Origin of the sequence: Microcoleus sp. bin48.metabat.b7b8b9.023 (genome assembly GCF_013299185.1) — a bacterium.
Taxonomy (GTDB): domain Bacteria; phylum Cyanobacteriota; class Cyanobacteriia; order Cyanobacteriales; family Microcoleaceae; genus Microcoleus.
Genome location: NZ_JAAFKG010000054.1, coordinates 35,953 through 52,275 on the forward strand (window position 1 = coordinate 35,953; position 16,323 = coordinate 52,275).

Consider the following 16,323-nt stretch of genomic DNA (forward strand, 5'->3'; position numbering starts at 1 on the left):
CCGTTATTGTCACTTCGCTGTCAACTGTCAACTGTCAACTGTCAACTGTTTAACAACCATGAGTCAAACCTTGGAAAACCTCACCGCAATTGATGACAAGCTATCCAAACGTCACATCGACCTCGATCCGGGCGGCTACTTCATCATCTATGTCGATCGCACCACCAGCTCAATTTGCGCCAAACACTTCACCAACATCATCGACGATCGCGGTCTGGCTGTCGATCCCGAAACCGGCAAACCGATCCCCGCCCGCGGCAAAGTAGAACGCGCTCAGTGCACGCTTTTTAGCGGCAGAACCGCAAAAGAACTTTGCGTGAAAATCCTAGAAGAAACCCGCCCCAGCCCGGTGACAATGTTCGATCACGCGGCTTATCTGGGACGGGAATTTGTGCGGGCAGAAATTGCTTTGTTGAACGATCGAGAATACGTTCAAGATTAGTCGAAGCATCAACTGTCACAGGTCAACTGTTTAAGAAAAACCTTGATACCAGAAATAAGTCACCATCGGAATCACTGTCGCCAACACCAACAGCACAACCACAACAACTGTGGCATTACCTTGGTCTGTTTCTTCAGCTTTCTTAAACGTGCCTTCAACTTGAATGTTATCCACAACTTTAGGCGCGCCCGGATCTGGTTCGCCGGACATCACAGTCGCAATCCGGGAACTAGCTTCGGAAAATGCCTCGTTGTATTTATTACCTTCTCGCAGCGGCACTTGCACAGTTTCCCCAGCTACACTCTGGGCAATTTCATCGCTTAGCAGTGACTTTACCCCTTCGCCGGTGCGAATTGCCGCGCTGTTGGTAACAGTGTCGAGAACGAGTAAAATTTGATTGTTCTGGTCTTCTTTTGCGGGAAACCACTGTTCAAATAGTTGATCTGCGAAAGTGGCCGTCGTTTCGCCGTAGTCTAGGCGGTGGATAGTGACAAACCTGACTTGTTTTCCTGTTTTCTGTTCCAGGGTGTCGAGCACGCTGCTGACGTTGCTTTCGGTGCTCCGGCTGAGTACGTCGCCTTTGTCCCACACCCAAGTTCGATCGCCCGCCGACAACGCTGGTAGTTCGTAAACGCCCGTCGCCAATGCCGGCAATACCGCTATCTGGAATGCGATCGAGACGATCGCGATCGTCACAGCCGCTTGTTGGAGATAATTTCTCCAGTTAAATAATTGCTCTAGTCTAGTCATCAGAAAAATGGGTTTGAAACCCCGTCCTTTCAGGACGGCTTTACATTTGTTGTTACTACCGCCTTGGAGTCGCAAGAGTTCGGTGTGATGAAAGTGTTGCACTTTCAACGGGACAATTACCGTTTCAAATTTTGCGACCCTGTACGCATAGTGTTTGCTACCGAAAAGTTGCGGTAAGCCCTATTTCTAGGTGTATATTTCCCTTCGCCACTGACTGCCAAAGTGGTTAAAAACTAGGGAGGCATTCTTAACGTTTTGCGGGATACCACTCCCAGACAGTTCAGTTTGTCTTAAAGACGTAGGCTAGACACTGGTTTAGTCCTGAATTTGTGAAGGTGGTGAGCCTTCCTCTTTCAAGCCCCATGCCTTTGGGCTGGGGTCAATGACGAGGTTAACCGTAACACTGACTTTTTTCCAAAAATACTATAGAACCCCCTGTAAAATTCATTTTACACGGTGCAATATTTATAATTAGGTCGTCAGTCCAACTCCCCGCCGGATTATTTTACGATTTTAAGTATGGAACCAGCAGACACTTATAAAGGTTGGATTCTTCAATCCCAGAAAGTATTCTACGTCGAAGTTTGGGATAGCCGCGGCAACCGCCACGTCGCCGTCCAAAATGCCAAAACTGAAGAGGAAGCTTTGGAATTGGCTAAAAAGTGGATTGATAACTATGAGTCTAAACCCGGAAGAATGCCGATCGACGTACCGCATCCTTTCGGGGATGCAATCGATATGCCATTTTAAGATAGCTTGTAGGGTGCGTCAGAGTCAGCCTCTTCAAATCGAGCAATTATTGGAACTGACACACCATAAGGCTATCCCAGTTGCATCCTCGACTACATTTGCGATCGGTCTAATTACCAGAAAAAATTGGTTGAAAGCCGGAGCCCCGATCGCCCTTGAGAAATTAAAATCAGACGATTCATTACCCCAATCCTCGGACTTATAGGTCAAGTGCTTTCAACTGTCAACTGTCAACTGTCAACTGTCAACTGAATTACGAAATTCCTCGCAATTTTTTAGTATTTTCTACTAAACTCATAGCAAATTCATCGAACCTTTGAGACAGTTTTTCATCCAACAATTTACCATCGGGACTAAAAGCTTTCCAAGCTTGTCCGATCGCAATTTGTTCGGGAATTACCCAAGCGTGTACCCATCTCATAATGGTTCGCAAATCGTTAAGGGCGTTGTTGTTCGCTTGTCCTCCCAACACGCTGATTGCACCTGCAACTTTCCCGTCCAAATGCTCGAAACTGCTATACAAAAACTAGACAAGTCTAGACATTTGCTTCTTACTTCATCGGGAGCATGGGAGCGGTTATCCCTCGGTAAGCTTTCACGGTTTAGCCAACCGTGATAAATTTATCGCTGCATTTAAGTCCCTGTCCATCGAATGACCGCAACTTCCACAGTTGTAAGTTCTTTCTTTCAGTGGCATATCTTGGATGTGTCCACAATTTGAACAGGTTTTGCTTGATGGAAACCAGCGATTAGCAACGATTATCTCACAACCAAACTTTTTAGCTTTGTATTCTAACTGACGTTTAAATTCATGGAATCCACAATCAGCTATTACCTGTGCTAGTTTGTGATTCTTTAGCATTCCACTGACATTCAAATCTTCTACTACTATTGTTGCGTGGTTTTTGCATAAGTAAGTAGTGATTTTATGCAGAGTATCTTTCCTGAGGTTTGCTATCTTTGCATGGTGTTTTGCTAACTGAACTTTAGCTTTATATCTATTTCCAGAACCTTTGACTTTTCTCGCAAGAACTCTTGATAATCTCTTGAGTTTTGTGAGATGCGCTTTATAGTGCTTTGGGTTTGGAAATACTACGCCAGTTGAAAGGGTAGCCAATTCTTTAATTCCCAAGTCCACTCCTACAACCTCATGACTTTTGACCGTTGGTTCATGACTTTGTTCGTAAGCGAACGCGATAAACCAACTGTCGGCAGTACGTGAAATGGTGATTGATTTACAAGTTGTGTGAGGTAGTCCTTCGTGAGTTTTTACCCAGCCGATTGTCGGCAACTTGATGGATGTACCGCCCACAGGAATCGGCTTGCCACCAGCGTCAATAGTAAAAGAGTCGTGATGGCCTTTTTTTTTGAAATTGGGGTATCCACCCTTTTTAGAGAAGAAACGAGCAAAAGCATCACCTAAATTGTCAAAAGCATATTGAGTTATCTTCTGGCAAATTCCGGTCTCTTTTATCCATGTAAACTCAGGTTTCACATGATTGTTGAAGATTTTTTTGAGCAGGTATTTATTGGGCTTTAATCCATCTTTATAGAGAGCGCTCCAAGTAGCCAGTCCCCAATTATAAGTAAACCTTGCTATTCCAGCGTGCTTACTCATGACCGTTTCTTGACTCTTATTTAGCTTTAGCTTTGTTTTGATGGATAAAAGCATTGCTCGACCTCCGACAGTTGATATTTCGCCCCTAAGCATTGTCTTTACTGACAATCTAAGCTTTTTGCGAATTCCTGTGGTTTGAACAGGATGGTATATCGTAGATTTGTCTACAAGTGTACCACTTTGTCTATTTAATCGCTACCTAGGTACTAGCTCATCAAATCTAGGGCATTCTTGAGAACACCGCTAACGCTACCGTGATACTCCGGCGTTGCCAAAATTAAACCGTCGGCTTGGCGTACCGCATTCCGCAGCTTTTCCACATCGGGCTTGTCGTGATAATCATTCTCGCCGTCGCAGAATGGCAAATCGAGCGATCGCAAATCCAATATTTCAACTTCTGCACCCAGGGCCTGCATCCGTCCTGCTGCTACCGTCAGCGCTAACTGGCTGTAGGAGCCAGCCCGCAAACTTCCACCAATGCCGACAATCTTTACCATAGGAGTTGAAAAACAATAACTGCTTGACCAAAGCGTACTCATTACGACTATGATTAGTCTAACAAGTGCGATCGGCAAATGTCAATCGATTTGAGATTTTGGATTGGCGATTTGAGATTTATGGTCGAAAAACCAGGTTTTTTGAGTCGCAGTGCGTAGAGTGAAGCAGGGTGGTTTTATTGTCGGGATAAAAAATTAAAAACTCAGGATAAAGGTACGTAGTTGGGCTTGAGCCTCCTTTAAACCTATAGATAAAGGAGGCTAAAGCCCAACTACGTACCTCTCTGATTTGGTCAAAAACCCGGTTTCTGAATCGCAGTGGGTTCAAAATCCTGCATCTTGCAGGTACCTCTTGAGATGTCAAGGACAGATAAACCCATTGAACACCCGGCATCTTGTTAAAATAAACGAACGTAGCAAACTAAAAGCAATCAATCTTGGCAGTCTTCAACCTTGGGCACAGCAATATGAAAAATTCTTGGAAACACGCATGGCTGGGACATCTAGCTGTAAACAAAGACAAATCGAGCCAGCAGAATCCTAAAAAATCAATTCCAGGACGAAATCTGTGGCGCATTCTGGGTAGTTTGGTGATTTCTCAAGGAATATTGCTCTCTACCCCGGTTTTTGCCGACAGCGCGCCAAACAACACGATGAGTTACAGCCAACTGATCGACAACATAGAAAAAGGACAAGTCAGTAAAGTCGAAATAGACGAAATTCAAAGAACCGCCAAAGTTAAGCTAAAAGATCAAAAAAACGAGCAGGCGCAAATTGTTACTCTCTTCGACTACAACAACCGAGAACTCTACTCACAAATCCGCGCCAAAAAGATCGACTTTGAAGTCAAACAAACAGCCGACAACGCCGCCGCAGTAAGTTTAGTCGTAAACTTGCTGGTAATTTTCGCAGTGTTGGCAGTGTTGATGGCTATCCTGCGTCGATCGACCCAATCGCAAGGAAATGCCATGAACTTCGGCAAATCCCGAGCCCGTTTCCAAATGGAAGCCAAAACCGGCGTGATGTTCGACGACGTAGCAGGAATCGAAGAAGCTAAAGAAGAATTGCAAGAAGTAGTCACCTTCCTCAAAAAACCCGAACGCTTCAACGCCATCGGCGCCAAAATTCCCAGAGGAGTTCTGTTAATCGGGCCTCCGGGAACAGGTAAAACAATGTTGGCAAAAGCGATCGCAGGTGAAGCAGCCGTCCCATTCTTCAGCATCTCGGGTTCCGAATTTGTGGAAATGTTTGTCGGAGTCGGCGCCTCCCGCGTCCGGGACTTGTTCCGCAAAGCTAAAGAAAATGCGCCCTGCATCGTCTTCATCGATGAAATAGACGCCGTAGGAAGGCAGCGCGGCGCCGGTATTGGCGGCGGAAATGACGAACGCGAACAAACTCTCAACCAGTTGCTGACAGAGATGGACGGCTTTGAGGGTAACAGCGGCGTGATTGTGATTGCAGCTACTAACCGCCCCGACGTGCTCGATACTGCCTTGCTGCGGCCCGGTAGGTTCGATCGGCAAGTAACGGTAGATTTGCCCAGCTACAAAGGGCGTTTGGGGATTTTGGAAGTGCACGCGCGCAACAAAAAACTCGACGAAGAAGTTGCCCTAGATACGATCGCCCGTCGCACTCCAGGCTTTTCCGGCGCTGACTTGGCAAACTTGCTCAACGAAGCAGCAATTCTCACCGCGAGGCGACGCAAAGACACGATCGGTACTTTGGAAGTTAATGACGCGATCGACCGAATTACGATCGGGCTGACTCTGAATCCGCTGCTCGACAGTAAGAAAAAGTGGCTTGTAGCATACCACGAAATCGGACACGCCCTCGTATCAACTATGCTCAAAAATACCGACACCCTAGAAAAAGTAACAATCATTCCTCGTTCCGGTGGCATCGCAGGCTTTGCCAACTACGTGCTCGACGAAGAAATGCTTGACAGCGAAGGTTTGAGGAGTCGGGCGTGGCTGTTAAGCCGGATTACTGTCGCTTTGGGCGGACGGGCTGCGGAGGCAGAAGTTTACGGTGATGCGGAAGTAACTCTGGGCGCCAGCAGCGATATCACAGAAGTCAGCAAACTAGCGAGACAGATGGTAACGCTTTACGGAATGTCGGATTTGGGGCCTGTGGCTTTGGAAAGTCCGAACAATGAGGTGTTTTTGGGCCGAGACTGGAATTCGCGATCGGATTATTCTGAAGCAATGGCGATGAAGATCGATCGGCAAGTCCGAGAAATCGCGATTCACTGCTACGAAGAAGCCCGCCAAATTATCCGCGAAAACCGCGCTTTGGTAGACAAGCTGGTGGAAGCGCTGTTGGATGAAGAAACCATCGATGGTGAGGAATTTCGCCGAATTGTCGATCGATACACCGAGTTGACAACAAAAAAAGAGTTGGCACCAACGTGAATTAGTCAATTGTCAGTTGTAGGGGCAGTGGATGGTGCGGGCCTGCCCTCTTAAGTTGACAGTTTTCAATAGTCATTAGTCATATCATGTCCGGTCGATTAACCGCGAAATAAGTAAGGTTTGTAGTGCGGACTTCAGTCCGCTTTCTGCTGCGGACTGAAGTCCGCACTACAAACCTTTTTTGTGATGGTCATCGACTGGACATGATATCATTAGTCATTAGTCAGGTTTGGTCAGACATGGTCTACTACTTCTTCTCTTTGATTGGTGACTAATGACTAATAGATGTGAATTGCCTTTAATGTTTGATTGGATAGGTTAACCGCAGATCAAAGGCAAATAAACACAGATAAACGCAGGTGCGTTTCAAAATTGTTTGCGAATCAATGGAATTCGATTCTAATGACTAATGATATCGTGTCAGGTCGATCGACCACTATAAAATTGGTTCGTAGTGCGGACTTAAGTCCGCAACAAGCGAGCGGACTTAAGTCCGCACTACAAACGGTTTTTTATGGTAATCAAGCAGACATGATATGACCAATGACCAATGACCAATGACTAATTAAGACTGATTGGAATACATTTCGCGAAGTACCAAAGCCGGATCTACCCAGCGGCCGCCGTACTTCAATCCCCAATGCAGGTGAGGCCCACTCGTGCGCCCTGTCATCCCCACTCTGGCAATTCTCGCACCGGCCGGCACAGTTTGACCCTGCCAAATTTGCAGGCCGCCTTCGCGATCGATATAATAACGCCCGCCGTTAGCGGTTTGCACCCTACCTTTGAGGTGACAGTAGATGTGATCCCAATTTCCCGATCGCACTACCATACCAGTACCGCACCTGCCATCTTCCCAAACTTCCACAACTTGACCCCCCCACCAATTGCGGATGTAGCTGCCTTCCGGGGCCGCCATGTCCAAACCGTAATGAAAATCCCCGCCGCGGGGGCCGAAGGGGGAAGTATAGGCTTCAAAACTTTCCACTGGGAAAGAGGCTTCCTGCCATAAATTACCCGTAGCGACGTTGCTTGGTGAGGTTTGCTGGGCCCGGACTAACTCCTGCCGCCATCCCATACCAAGTAAACCAATGCCGATGGAAGCTGCTACCAGCAGCAGCGATTTGGGACGAAAAAAGCGTTTTACTGTTAGCCCGTTTGTAGAGTCTTGCACGATTTCTTGAACTCCTGAAAGTTGAATATATTTGCGAATGTGCGTTGTCTGATGTGCCAATTCGCTGCAAGATTGCCTCGCGTGCTCTACGCACTAGCGAATCAGTTGACCAACGTGTATCTTACTGCATACAGAACAGGTGTCAAGGCTCCGGGTTAAATGCTGCGGAGAAGGGAAAATTATCTGCCAGCCAAATTTGTGCTGCGCTTGAATTCGATCGAGCTTTTGTTGGACAGTATAGTAGTTCCAGGATTTTGGATCTAGTCTGAAATCTCAAATTTATAACACAACATCAAGCAATGCTTACCGAAATTTTTCCTTTTAGTTTTGCCATAGACGCAACTGCGATCGCCGGTGCGTCATTATGGTCTTTAGCCCTGTATTGGGGTCTGTCACCCATCACAGAATGGGTAATCCTGCAACTCAACCGCTGGATGAATTTTGCCGAAAGATCCCTCTACACCTCGGAAGCGGAGTTTGAGAGAACCCGCCAAGCCAGAGAAGCTCAAAATGCCTTTTATGCTTCCCTGTTGAGCATTCTGCCCTTTTTGATTGTGGGCGGATTGTGCAATTGGGGCGTCGAATTGTCGCTGGGTACCAGTTGGGCAGTATCTATGGGGACGATCGCCTGTATTGGCGGTGGCGTGTACGAGCTCGGGCGCCGAGACGGCGAGGAGTCTTAGGCGATTTGAGATTTTGGATTGCGCGCGGGTGTTTAGAAACCGGGTTTTTGCGACAATATTTCGTTGTCACCCGCCGATTAGCTAAAAAAACCCGGTTTCTTTTGTCGAAGCGCGTAAGTCCTGTGCGATCGTTGCTATGATTGTTACTTAAAAATTAGGATGTAAAGCTATGAAACTAAAGTGGTTAATACCTGCAATTATCTCATCTTTTTCAATCGCGATTGCTCCTGCCAAAGCCGCTGAAACCAGGTGCGGGTGGTTGCAAAATCCTACACCTGCAAATTGGTTCCTCAAAGATAAAGATGATAATTGGATTATCTCAGCACAAGGGGGATATCAAGCTAGAGGAATGGATAATCTTCCTCCTTTTAAGGACGATCAATATATCAAAACTAATGTCAATTACGGATACGGTTGTGCTTGTTTGATTGTGGTAACCAATAAGAATCTAAGGAGAATTATTACAATAGAAGGTGGCGAACAATTACCGCTTTCGACTTGTCGCAAAGATCCAAATTTGCCAAAAATTCGTTGATAAGCTGTTCCGCATCTAAATTGTATTTTTTGGGCGGGCTTTCTGGCCCACCTCACAAGACTTTTCTTAAACTTGATTATACAATTTAAATCCACTTCAGCTTACCGATCGCACTAACCGTAATTTGACTCAGGATGTTTTCCTAAAAGTCGTAGTTGCCGTTCGGTTGCAGTCGCAATAATTTCGGGATTGAATTGCCACGGCCAAGGTGAAAATTTCTGGGCGATGTTGCGGTGGGAATAATGCACTTGCAGCATATAGCGACTGCGATCGAGTGTGGTATTTCTGCCGCCGGAGTGCCAAATTTCACTGCGAAAAAATAGCACATCTCCAGCTTTGCACACAACTGGTTCTGGCGAGTGTCCGTTCCAAGTTTCTTCACCGCGATCGGGCTTTCTACCAGATTTGTGACTGCCAGGAATAATATAGGTAGGACAGAGGTCTTCTGTGATATCGCTGAGATAGAAATGGGCTGTACAAATCCAGACAGGTAGTTGAAAAGTGCGATCCTCTCCGAGGGCTCCGCTAACGGCAAACACGCTTTCGGGTAGTGGGACAAACACCTGATCGACGTGCACGCGCCAACCATCGTAACCGGGCCCACTTTTCCACGCAGTCATGCCAATAATGTGGCAATCGCTGCCCATCAATGCTTCTGCCAATTCAATGATACCAGGTCGATCGATATATGAAAGCCACAGGCGATCGCGATTGAACACGCATTTAAAATGTTTGTTCAACTCACTCCAACTGCTACCATCGAGTCCGAAGGGTTGCAGGCGATCGAGTGCTTCCCGTGCTACCGTTATTTCCGACTCGCCTAGCACACCAGGAATCAGCGCAAAACCATCTTCATGTAGTGCTGCTACCGCGCCCGCTGTATCCGAAATGTCGCAAGTCTTTTGCTGATAGCTAAAAACTTCGCTTAAGGTGCTTGCGTTCATGATTCAAAGTTGAGTAAAGTTATTAACTGTTATTAAATTAACACTAATTCTGACAGTTTCATGACGTGGAGTGGCGAGAAACCAGGTTTCTACGAAAATTTAGCGCCGAGGAACGATAAATCTAGAAAGAAACCGGGTTTCTGAGGTTAGCGTGCGACTGTACTTGTCATTGCAAACTAAAGTCCCGTCTGGTATGATTAATTTTTTAATTTGGCAACTAAACCAAATGAAATACGAACCAGAACCAACATTATTAAATCAAGCCCGCGCCGCCTTCAAAGAAATCTGGGGATACGACGACTTTCGGCCGCCCCAAGGAGAAATCGTCAGCAGTTTGTTAGCCGGGAAAGATACAATGATAATTATGCCGACAGGTGGTGGCAAATCAATCTGCTTTCAACTGCCAGCTTTATTACAAACAGGCTTAACTTTGGTGATTTCGCCGTTAGTCGCACTGATGGAAAATCAAGTGCAAGAATTGCGCGATCGCAATTTACCCGCTGGCCTCCTCCACAGTCAATTACCAGCACAGCAACGGCAACAAACTATGCAATCGCTGCAACAAAACAAGTTGAGATTGCTGTACCTGTCTCCCGAAACATTACTTAGCAAACCTGTTTGGGCAATTATCAGTCAGCCGCACATCCCAATCAACGGTTTAATATTAGATGAAGCTCACTGTTTAGTCCAGTGGGGCGATACTTTTCGACCCGCTTACCGCCGTTTGGGAACAGTACGGCCGGCTTTGTTAAAATCGAAGCCGGAAGGTAGTAAAATCGCGATCGCAGCTTTCACCGCCACCGCCAACCCCCAAGCGCAGCAAACAATCAACAAAGTCTTGCAACTGCACAAGCCAGAAGCGTTTTTACTCAGTCCGTACCGTTCTAACCTGCACTTGCAAGTGCAAACTGTCTGGACACCCAGAGGGCGGAGACAACAGTTATTAAATTTTATCAAAGCTCGACCAAAAGAAGCAGGTTTAGTCTACGTCCGCACGAGAAAAGATAGCGAGAATTTGGCGGATTTTTTGGCAGGTGCGGGTTATAAAACCGCAGCCTATCATGCAGGTTTGAGTCCTGAATCACGCCGAAAAATAGAAACAGCTTGGCTGAATAATGACCTTAAATTTGTGACTTGTAGCTGTGCCTTCGGGATGGGAATTAATAAGGCGGATGTGCGCTGGGTTGTTCATTTTCAAGCACCTTTGCTATTATCGGAATACATTCAGGAAATAGGTAGAGGCGGACGGGACGGTAAATCATCGATCGCCCTGACGTTGATTAGCGAACCCACAGGCTTGCTTTATCCCGAAGACAAACAGAGAAAAGAGTTTTTTCAGGATAAATTGCGATCGCAATATCGAGAAGCGCAGCAGCTAGCTAAAAACCTCCCAGTGAAAGGTAATATAGATGCAGTTTCGCGGGAATTTCCCGAAAGTGCGATCGCCCTTTCCATCTTGCACAGCAGCGGACAGTTAAAATGGGAAAATCCTTTCAATTATGTTATTAATAAATCTGCACAGAAAGCCGCAGAATCAAATTTTACCGCCGCTGAGGAAATGGCAAAATATTTGAAACACCGACAGTGCAGGTGGCAATTTTTGTTGCAAGCTTTTGGGTTTGCAAATGAAGCTAAATCTATGCGGTGTGGGCACTGCGATAATTGTCGATAGAATTGACAATTAGACTAAAAGATGTTAGGATGAAAGATGAGACGGCGGTTGAAACCGCGGCTATACAAACGATGTCAGCCGGACGCCGACTAAGAGAGGATAACGTAATTTTAATTGCCTTTGTCTTCAACCCGCGGAGGCGGGTTTTGTTCGTATAGACGCGGTTTTAACCGCCCTGTCTTAATAAAGACAAAAAATCGTCAACAATAAATGATAGAAACAGAGACTACGGCACAGATATATACAGTTGAAAATACAGAGGAATTCAATCAAACTAATGTCACTCAGCGATTAGATATTTGGCTGTCAAACCAGATTCCAGATTTATCCCGATCGCGAATCCAAACTCTCATATCACAAGGCAACGTCAAAGTCAACGACGAAACCTGCACCTCGAAAAAAATATCAGTCAAAACGGGCGATCGCATCCACATCACATTACCCGAAGCCCAGCCCACAAAACTACAAGCCGAAGCAATTCCCCTCGACATCCTCTACGAAGACGACAGCCTAATAATCATCAACAAACCAGCCGGATTAGTCGTCCACCCAGCAGCCGGCCATCAAGACGGCACCTTAGTCAACGCCCTGTTAGCCCACTGTCCCCTCGCAGAAATCGGCGGAGTTCAACGCCCCGGAATCGTCCACAGATTAGACAAAGATACAACAGGTGCGATCGCGATCGCCAAAACCGACATTGCCCACCAAAACCTGCAAGCCCAACTCAAAACCAAAACCGCCCGCCGCGAATATTTAGGCGTAGTTTACGGAGTTCCTAACGCCGAAACAGGTACAATAGATTTGCCGATCGGTCGGCATCCTACAGACCGTAAAAAAATGGCAGTAGTACCAGAAGAAAAAGGCGGCCGCCCCTCCGTTACTCACTGGACAATCAAAGAAAGAATCGGCAACTATTGCTTAATCCACTATCAATTAGAAACCGGCCGCACCCATCAAATTCGCGTCCATACCGCCGAAATCAAACATCCGATTGTCGGCGACCCCATGTACAGTTCCAACCGTTCGATCGGCGTTAATTTAACCGGACAAGCCCTCCACGCATGGCGCCTGCAATTGCAGCATCCGTTAACTGGAGAGTTGATTGAGGCGATCGCGCCTTTACCCGATCAATTCAACACCCTGCTAAAAATATTGCGCCTGCGAGCTCATATTTGATATTATGTTCTGTCAATTACCCGCAACAAAGGTTCGTAGTGAGGACTTTAGTCCTCAGAAAGAAGGACTAAAGTCCTCACTACGAACCAATCGGCCTTGATTCGGAAACTATTTTAAAATTATCGGCGTTGATCGGCGTTAATCTGCCTGACATATGCGGTTTTTGTATCAAGTAAAGATTTATGCAATGAGTCTATTGCTCGGTGCCGAACTTCTTCCCTAAAAAATTATGAGTCCTGAGTTTTGGATTCCGAGTTTAATAAAAAACTCAAACCTCAAAACTCAAGACTCAAAACTCTCTCAGCTTAAAAACTGATAGATTCAGTCGATCGCCCGACACAAACAATAGTACCAAGCAGTATCAATTAGCGGCGAGGAACCATCGTGGCAATATTGATATTAGCCAGAGGTACGCGCTGCGGCGGAGTAGCAGGCATGGACATATTCCGAGCCATATTCAAATAGTTTGCCGGATCGCCAGCTTTCGGCTGTAGTTCTTGAGGCACAAAACGGCGCACCGTTGACTGCCAAATGACTTGTGGGAAACCAAGCTGCGAGCGGTGGTACGCACCGTAGCGGGGTGTCTTCAAGTTGAAAGGAGTTTCCCCTCCAACACGCTGAGGCAAAATTCGGCGTTTTTGGTAAGGAATTGTATCGTAGCCGAAGTTGTCCAGGTACTCATCGCTATTGACCAACTCGTCAATAAACCCTTGAGGCCCCTTGGTTGCAACCACGATCGACCAAGCAATCTTTTCGCGATCGCTGTACACATCCCGGCCCAAAACGCGCTGCACGCACATTTCCACAAACCGGTAGTTGCTGTTAGTTTGGTAATTCCGTTCCAAGAAAGGAGCAGAAGTCGCCAAACCGCGAATGAAATCCCGCACAGTAATTTGGCCGAACTTGAGTTGCGACTCCAAAGACGTTTGGCGGTTGCTCTTCAGGATTTGGTGTTCGCTGTATATCTGGCGATATCCAGCCCAAATCAAGTTTTCCATGTCCCCGGACGAGAGCACATTTTCAGTTGTGAAAACTCTGGGCTGCTCGTCGCCCCCTACTTCATAACCAGCAACGCGCTGGTTTTGGCTTTTGGGGGCGTAGCTTAATAAAGGAAGCGCCACGTTAAAATCTCCGTTATCTCAAATTTCAGAAATAGTTGACACCGCGAGCTGCCAGCATAACGGATACAACTAACCAACATACAGATTAGGGGATTCTCGCAATCTAAATCTGATTTTCCTGAATTTTTGCAACAATCTGTAACATTTGTTGACCTTGAAGGAAGGAAGAAGGAAGAAGGAAGAGGGAAGAAGGAAGAAAGAGGGATCGTTCCCCGAAAGTGGATCTATTGGCCCATAAGCGAGGCTCTGCCTCCTCAAACAGGAGGCAGAGCCTCCGTCAGAGCATTCCCAGGCAGAGCCGGGAAGCAGGAAGTCGAAAACTACCAGCCCAGAGCCGAGTAAAACTCGCTAGCAACTGGCTCCTTCTCGGCGGCGGTCGCCACTGCATCCGAGTCTGGTTCCACTCGAACTTCCGTACAAAAAGTCGATGTGCTGAAACCGCCAAAGCGCTTTACCGCACTTGTCCGCATCCGCACGTTCGGAGTCGCAAACCAAAAACGCTCGATCGAACTCATCGTCTCATATTCGGTAATCAGCAGCAGCGCATCCTCATCATCCATCTCAAAACGGCCAGCCACCGGCGTAATTTCCGCATAGCCCCGTTCCCGCAACATCAAACCCTGCCGCGGATTTTCAGGATCGGGGACGATCGCGAATACCGTAGACCCTTTATGATTCTCATCATCCTTATCCCACGCCATAGTGCCGTGCCAAGTCACAAACGCTCCCCCAGCAGCGCGGCTCGGATCGACCTCGTGCATCTGGCAAATCTGGGCCACCCGATCGTCATCCGCACCGAGGGCTGTTACCTGAATATTTGAATCCCCAATCTCCGCTTGGCGAAAAGCCAGATGGTGAGTGCTGCGCTGCGATCGCCACTCCCCTGCACTGCTCACAAAAAACTCCATTGCATCCATACAAAATAGCTCCTTTGGCTTAGGCTTCCCGGTTTTTATCCCTGTTTTATGATAAAGCTCCCCCCACTTAGATGTACTTTTGCGGCACAAATTAGTTTCAAAATGTGTACTTTGGACATATTGTCAAGCAGATGTTATGATAGTTTACAATAGAGGGAACACAACAAAGTCTGCGAAACGTCATTCCGATCTATCTCGCATGGATCTCACGTAACAAACTGGAGGAGCGATTTTATGGATATGCCTACAACCAGCCTCAGCATGGAACAGCAGTTTAAATTGCAAGTGCTGCGCGAACAAGTCAAAACATTGAGTCAAGACCAAGCTCAGGAATACTTGCTAGAAGTGATGCGGCAAAACATGGTCAAAGAAAACCTGTTAAAGTATTGGATGAAGAAAATGTGAACTCTTTTAAAACTTCTTCTCAAAAAAATCAGCGACTTGTATCTGCAAAAAGTACGATCGAGCTTTTAAACATAAAAACCAAGAATCCCGGCTCCTCCAAGAAACCGGGATTCTTCAGTTATATTATGTCCGAATTGGTTCGTAGTAAGGACTTTAGTCCTGTGAGGGATGAGGACTAAAGTCCTCACTACGAACCAATTTGATTGTAGTCGTTGGTGTAGCGTGATTGTTTCAACCTGTTGGAGACTCCGGCAAATCAACCAAAACGGCCGCTGACATAATCCATAGTAGACTCTTCCTTCGGATTTTGGAAAATCACCTCAGTTTTGTCACACTCCACAAGATAGCCAAACCGCTTTCCATCGTCAGAGAGTTTAGCATTGAAAAAAGCAGTCAAGTCAGAAACCCGGGTAGCCTGCTGCATATTGTGAGTAACGATGACGATCGTATACTTTTCCTTTAGTTCCCGCATCAACTCCTCAACCTTAATCGTAGAAATCGGGTCCAGAGAAGCGCAAGGTTCATCCATTAACACTACATCAGGATTAATGGCGATCGCCCGAGCAATACACAAACGCTGCTGCTGGCCACCCGAAAGCGAAAAACCGCTTTGCTTCAACTTATCCTTCACCTCATCCCAAAGATACGCTTGTTTCAGCGACTTTTCCACCAACTCATCCATATCTCCCTTATAGTTATTCACCCTCGCACCGTAAGCAATATTGTCATAAATCGACTTCGGGAAAGGATTCGGCTTTTGAAACACCATCCCAATCTTGCGGCGCACCTCCACAGCATCAATATCAGGATCGTAAAGATTTTGACCCTGGTAATCAATTCTGCCCTCTAAACGAAAACCGTTAACTAAATCGTTCAGGCGGTTAAAACATCGCAGAATTGTACTTTTACCGCAGCCAGACGGCCCAATTAAAGCAGTAATCTGATTTTTAGGAATCTCCATCGAAACATTTTTTACAGCTTGAAAAGCGCCGTAAAAAATATTAATATTTTCTACTCGTAAAACCGTTTCACTCTTTTTTGCTACGTTCATCATACAGTTAATACTCCAATCGAATTTTACAAAATAAGCCAAAGATTAAATTGACATCTCCCCATGCCTAAAGGCGAGGGGATTCACAAGACCACAATTTAAGTCTTATAGGTGCTGACAAATCACCTCTACCAACTCCACTTAGATCCAATCCAAGCATTGTTGCTACTTTACGAC

General features: G+C 46.4%; 15 protein-coding genes and 2 pseudogenes. 8 read left to right on the plus strand and 9 right to left on the minus strand.

The genetic code is table 11. From position 1 onward, the window contains the following. The first annotated feature begins 58 nt into the window (after positions 1–58). Positions 59–442 carry a DUF4346 domain-containing protein gene (locus QZW82_RS25090; RefSeq protein WP_293154477.1) on the plus strand — a complete coding sequence of 128 codons (384 nt, stop codon included), beginning with the start codon at positions 59–61 and terminating at the stop codon, positions 440–442. 30 nt (positions 443–472) lie between these two features. On the opposite strand, the gene QZW82_RS25095 is transcribed toward QZW82_RS25090, so the two are convergent. Further along, positions 473–1,192: a TPM domain-containing protein gene (locus QZW82_RS25095; RefSeq protein WP_293154480.1), complete on the minus strand. Its 720-nt coding sequence runs from the start codon at positions 1,190–1,192 to the stop codon at positions 473–475. A 519-nt stretch (positions 1,193–1,711) separates the two neighbouring features. On the opposite strand from QZW82_RS25095, the gene QZW82_RS25100 reads away from it, so the two are divergent. After that, positions 1,712–1,942: a hypothetical protein gene (locus QZW82_RS25100; protein ID WP_293154483.1), complete on the plus strand. Its 231-nt coding sequence runs from the start codon at positions 1,712–1,714 to the stop codon at positions 1,940–1,942. 253 nt (positions 1,943–2,195) lie between these two features. Here QZW82_RS25100 and QZW82_RS25105 read toward each other — a convergent pair. The 3 genes and pseudogenes from QZW82_RS25105 to QZW82_RS25115 all read right to left on the minus strand — a co-directional run. Then, positions 2,196–2,456 (minus strand): annotated as a pseudogene (locus QZW82_RS25105) (NAD(P)H-dependent oxidoreductase); the annotation flags it as partial. Positions 2,457–2,537: 81 nt separating this feature from the next. Then, positions 2,538–3,614, minus strand: coding sequence for an RNA-guided endonuclease TnpB family protein (locus tag QZW82_RS25110; RefSeq protein WP_293154486.1), 1,077 nt, complete (start codon positions 3,612–3,614; stop codon positions 2,538–2,540). A 155-nt stretch (positions 3,615–3,769) separates the two neighbouring features. Then, positions 3,770–4,057 (minus strand): annotated as a pseudogene (locus tag QZW82_RS25115) (NAD(P)H-dependent oxidoreductase); the annotation flags it as partial. A gap of 467 nt (positions 4,058–4,524) precedes the next feature. On the opposite strand from QZW82_RS25115, the gene ftsH reads away from it, so the two are divergent. Then, entirely contained in the window at positions 4,525–6,468 is a 1,944-nt protein-coding gene (ftsH, locus tag QZW82_RS25120; protein WP_293154489.1) for an ATP-dependent zinc metalloprotease FtsH, read from the plus strand. A 565-nt stretch (positions 6,469–7,033) separates the two neighbouring features. Here the strand turns inward: ftsH and QZW82_RS25125 are convergent. Next, positions 7,034–7,642, minus strand: coding sequence for a M23 family metallopeptidase (locus QZW82_RS25125; protein WP_293154516.1), 609 nt, complete (start codon positions 7,640–7,642; stop codon positions 7,034–7,036). A 299-nt stretch (positions 7,643–7,941) separates the two neighbouring features. Between QZW82_RS25125 and QZW82_RS25130 the strand changes: the two genes are divergently transcribed. Continuing rightward, positions 7,942–8,325: a hypothetical protein gene (locus tag QZW82_RS25130; protein WP_293154492.1), complete on the plus strand. Its 384-nt coding sequence runs from the start codon at positions 7,942–7,944 to the stop codon at positions 8,323–8,325. Between the two features lie 169 nt (positions 8,326–8,494). Next, a complete protein-coding gene (locus tag QZW82_RS25135) occupies positions 8,495–8,860 on the plus strand; it encodes a DUF4087 domain-containing protein (protein WP_293154495.1) in 366 nt (121 codons plus the stop codon). 113 nt (positions 8,861–8,973) lie between these two features. On the opposite strand, the gene QZW82_RS25140 is transcribed toward QZW82_RS25135, so the two are convergent. Next, the gene (locus tag QZW82_RS25140; RefSeq protein WP_293154498.1) at positions 8,974–9,804 is read right to left on the minus strand and encodes a phytanoyl-CoA dioxygenase family protein; all 831 of its coding nucleotides are present in this window, start codon (positions 9,802–9,804) and stop codon (positions 8,974–8,976) included. Between the two features lie 226 nt (positions 9,805–10,030). Here QZW82_RS25140 and QZW82_RS25145 point away from each other — a divergent pair, with 226 nt between their 5' ends. Together QZW82_RS25145 and QZW82_RS25150 are read left to right on the plus strand one after the other, a co-directional pair. Then, on the plus strand, positions 10,031–11,476 hold the full coding sequence (locus QZW82_RS25145; protein WP_293154519.1) for an ATP-dependent DNA helicase RecQ: 1,446 nt from the start codon (positions 10,031–10,033) through the stop codon (positions 11,474–11,476). Between the two features lie 210 nt (positions 11,477–11,686). After that, positions 11,687–12,652 (plus strand): RluA family pseudouridine synthase, encoded by a 966-nt coding sequence (locus tag QZW82_RS25150; protein WP_293154501.1) that lies wholly within the window; start codon positions 11,687–11,689, stop codon positions 12,650–12,652. Between the two features lie 365 nt (positions 12,653–13,017). Here the strand turns inward: QZW82_RS25150 and QZW82_RS25155 are convergent, their stop codons facing one another. Continuing rightward, positions 13,018–13,773 (minus strand): phycobilisome rod-core linker polypeptide, encoded by a 756-nt coding sequence (locus QZW82_RS25155; RefSeq protein WP_293154504.1) that lies wholly within the window; start codon positions 13,771–13,773, stop codon positions 13,018–13,020. 320 nt (positions 13,774–14,093) lie between these two features. Further along, entirely contained in the window at positions 14,094–14,690 is a 597-nt protein-coding gene (locus QZW82_RS25160; RefSeq protein WP_293154507.1) for a phycobiliprotein lyase, read from the minus strand. 234 nt (positions 14,691–14,924) lie between these two features. Between QZW82_RS25160 and QZW82_RS25165 the strand changes: the two genes are divergently transcribed. Then, positions 14,925–15,095 (plus strand): NblA/ycf18 family protein, encoded by a 171-nt coding sequence (locus QZW82_RS25165; RefSeq protein WP_293154509.1) that lies wholly within the window; start codon positions 14,925–14,927, stop codon positions 15,093–15,095. 256 nt (positions 15,096–15,351) lie between these two features. Here the strand turns inward: QZW82_RS25165 and pstB are convergent, their stop codons facing one another. Continuing rightward, a complete protein-coding gene (pstB, locus tag QZW82_RS25170; RefSeq protein WP_293154522.1) occupies positions 15,352–16,146 on the minus strand; it encodes a phosphate ABC transporter ATP-binding protein PstB in 795 nt (264 codons plus the stop codon). Positions 16,147–16,323: the final 177 nt, after the last annotated feature.

What these genes read in the sequence shown, in the direction of transcription:
- QZW82_RS25090 (WP_293154477.1), top strand. Translation starts at nt 59, where the DNA reads ATGAGTCAAACCTTGGAAAACCTCACCGCAATTGATGACAAGCTATCC.
- QZW82_RS25095 (WP_293154480.1), bottom strand. Translation starts at nt 1,192, where the DNA reads ATGACTAGACTAGAGCAATTATTTAACTGGAGAAATTATCTCCAACAA.
- QZW82_RS25100 (WP_293154483.1), top strand. Translation starts at nt 1,712, where the DNA reads ATGGAACCAGCAGACACTTATAAAGGTTGGATTCTTCAATCCCAGAAA.
- QZW82_RS25110 (WP_293154486.1), bottom strand. Translation starts at nt 3,614, where the DNA reads ATGCTTTTATCCATCAAAACAAAGCTAAAGCTAAATAAGAGTCAAGAA.
- ftsH (WP_293154489.1), top strand. Translation starts at nt 4,525, where the DNA reads ATGAAAAATTCTTGGAAACACGCATGGCTGGGACATCTAGCTGTAAAC.
- QZW82_RS25130 (WP_293154492.1), top strand. Translation starts at nt 7,942, where the DNA reads ATGCTTACCGAAATTTTTCCTTTTAGTTTTGCCATAGACGCAACTGCG.
- QZW82_RS25135 (WP_293154495.1), top strand. Translation starts at nt 8,495, where the DNA reads ATGAAACTAAAGTGGTTAATACCTGCAATTATCTCATCTTTTTCAATC.
- QZW82_RS25140 (WP_293154498.1), bottom strand. Translation starts at nt 9,804, where the DNA reads ATGAACGCAAGCACCTTAAGCGAAGTTTTTAGCTATCAGCAAAAGACT.
- QZW82_RS25145 (WP_293154519.1), top strand. Translation starts at nt 10,031, where the DNA reads ATGAAATACGAACCAGAACCAACATTATTAAATCAAGCCCGCGCCGCC.
- QZW82_RS25150 (WP_293154501.1), top strand. Translation starts at nt 11,687, where the DNA reads ATGATAGAAACAGAGACTACGGCACAGATATATACAGTTGAAAATACA.
- QZW82_RS25160 (WP_293154507.1), bottom strand. Translation starts at nt 14,690, where the DNA reads ATGGATGCAATGGAGTTTTTTGTGAGCAGTGCAGGGGAGTGGCGATCG.
- QZW82_RS25165 (WP_293154509.1), top strand. Translation starts at nt 14,925, where the DNA reads ATGGATATGCCTACAACCAGCCTCAGCATGGAACAGCAGTTTAAATTG.
- pstB (WP_293154522.1), bottom strand. Translation starts at nt 16,146, where the DNA reads ATGAACGTAGCAAAAAAGAGTGAAACGGTTTTACGAGTAGAAAATATT.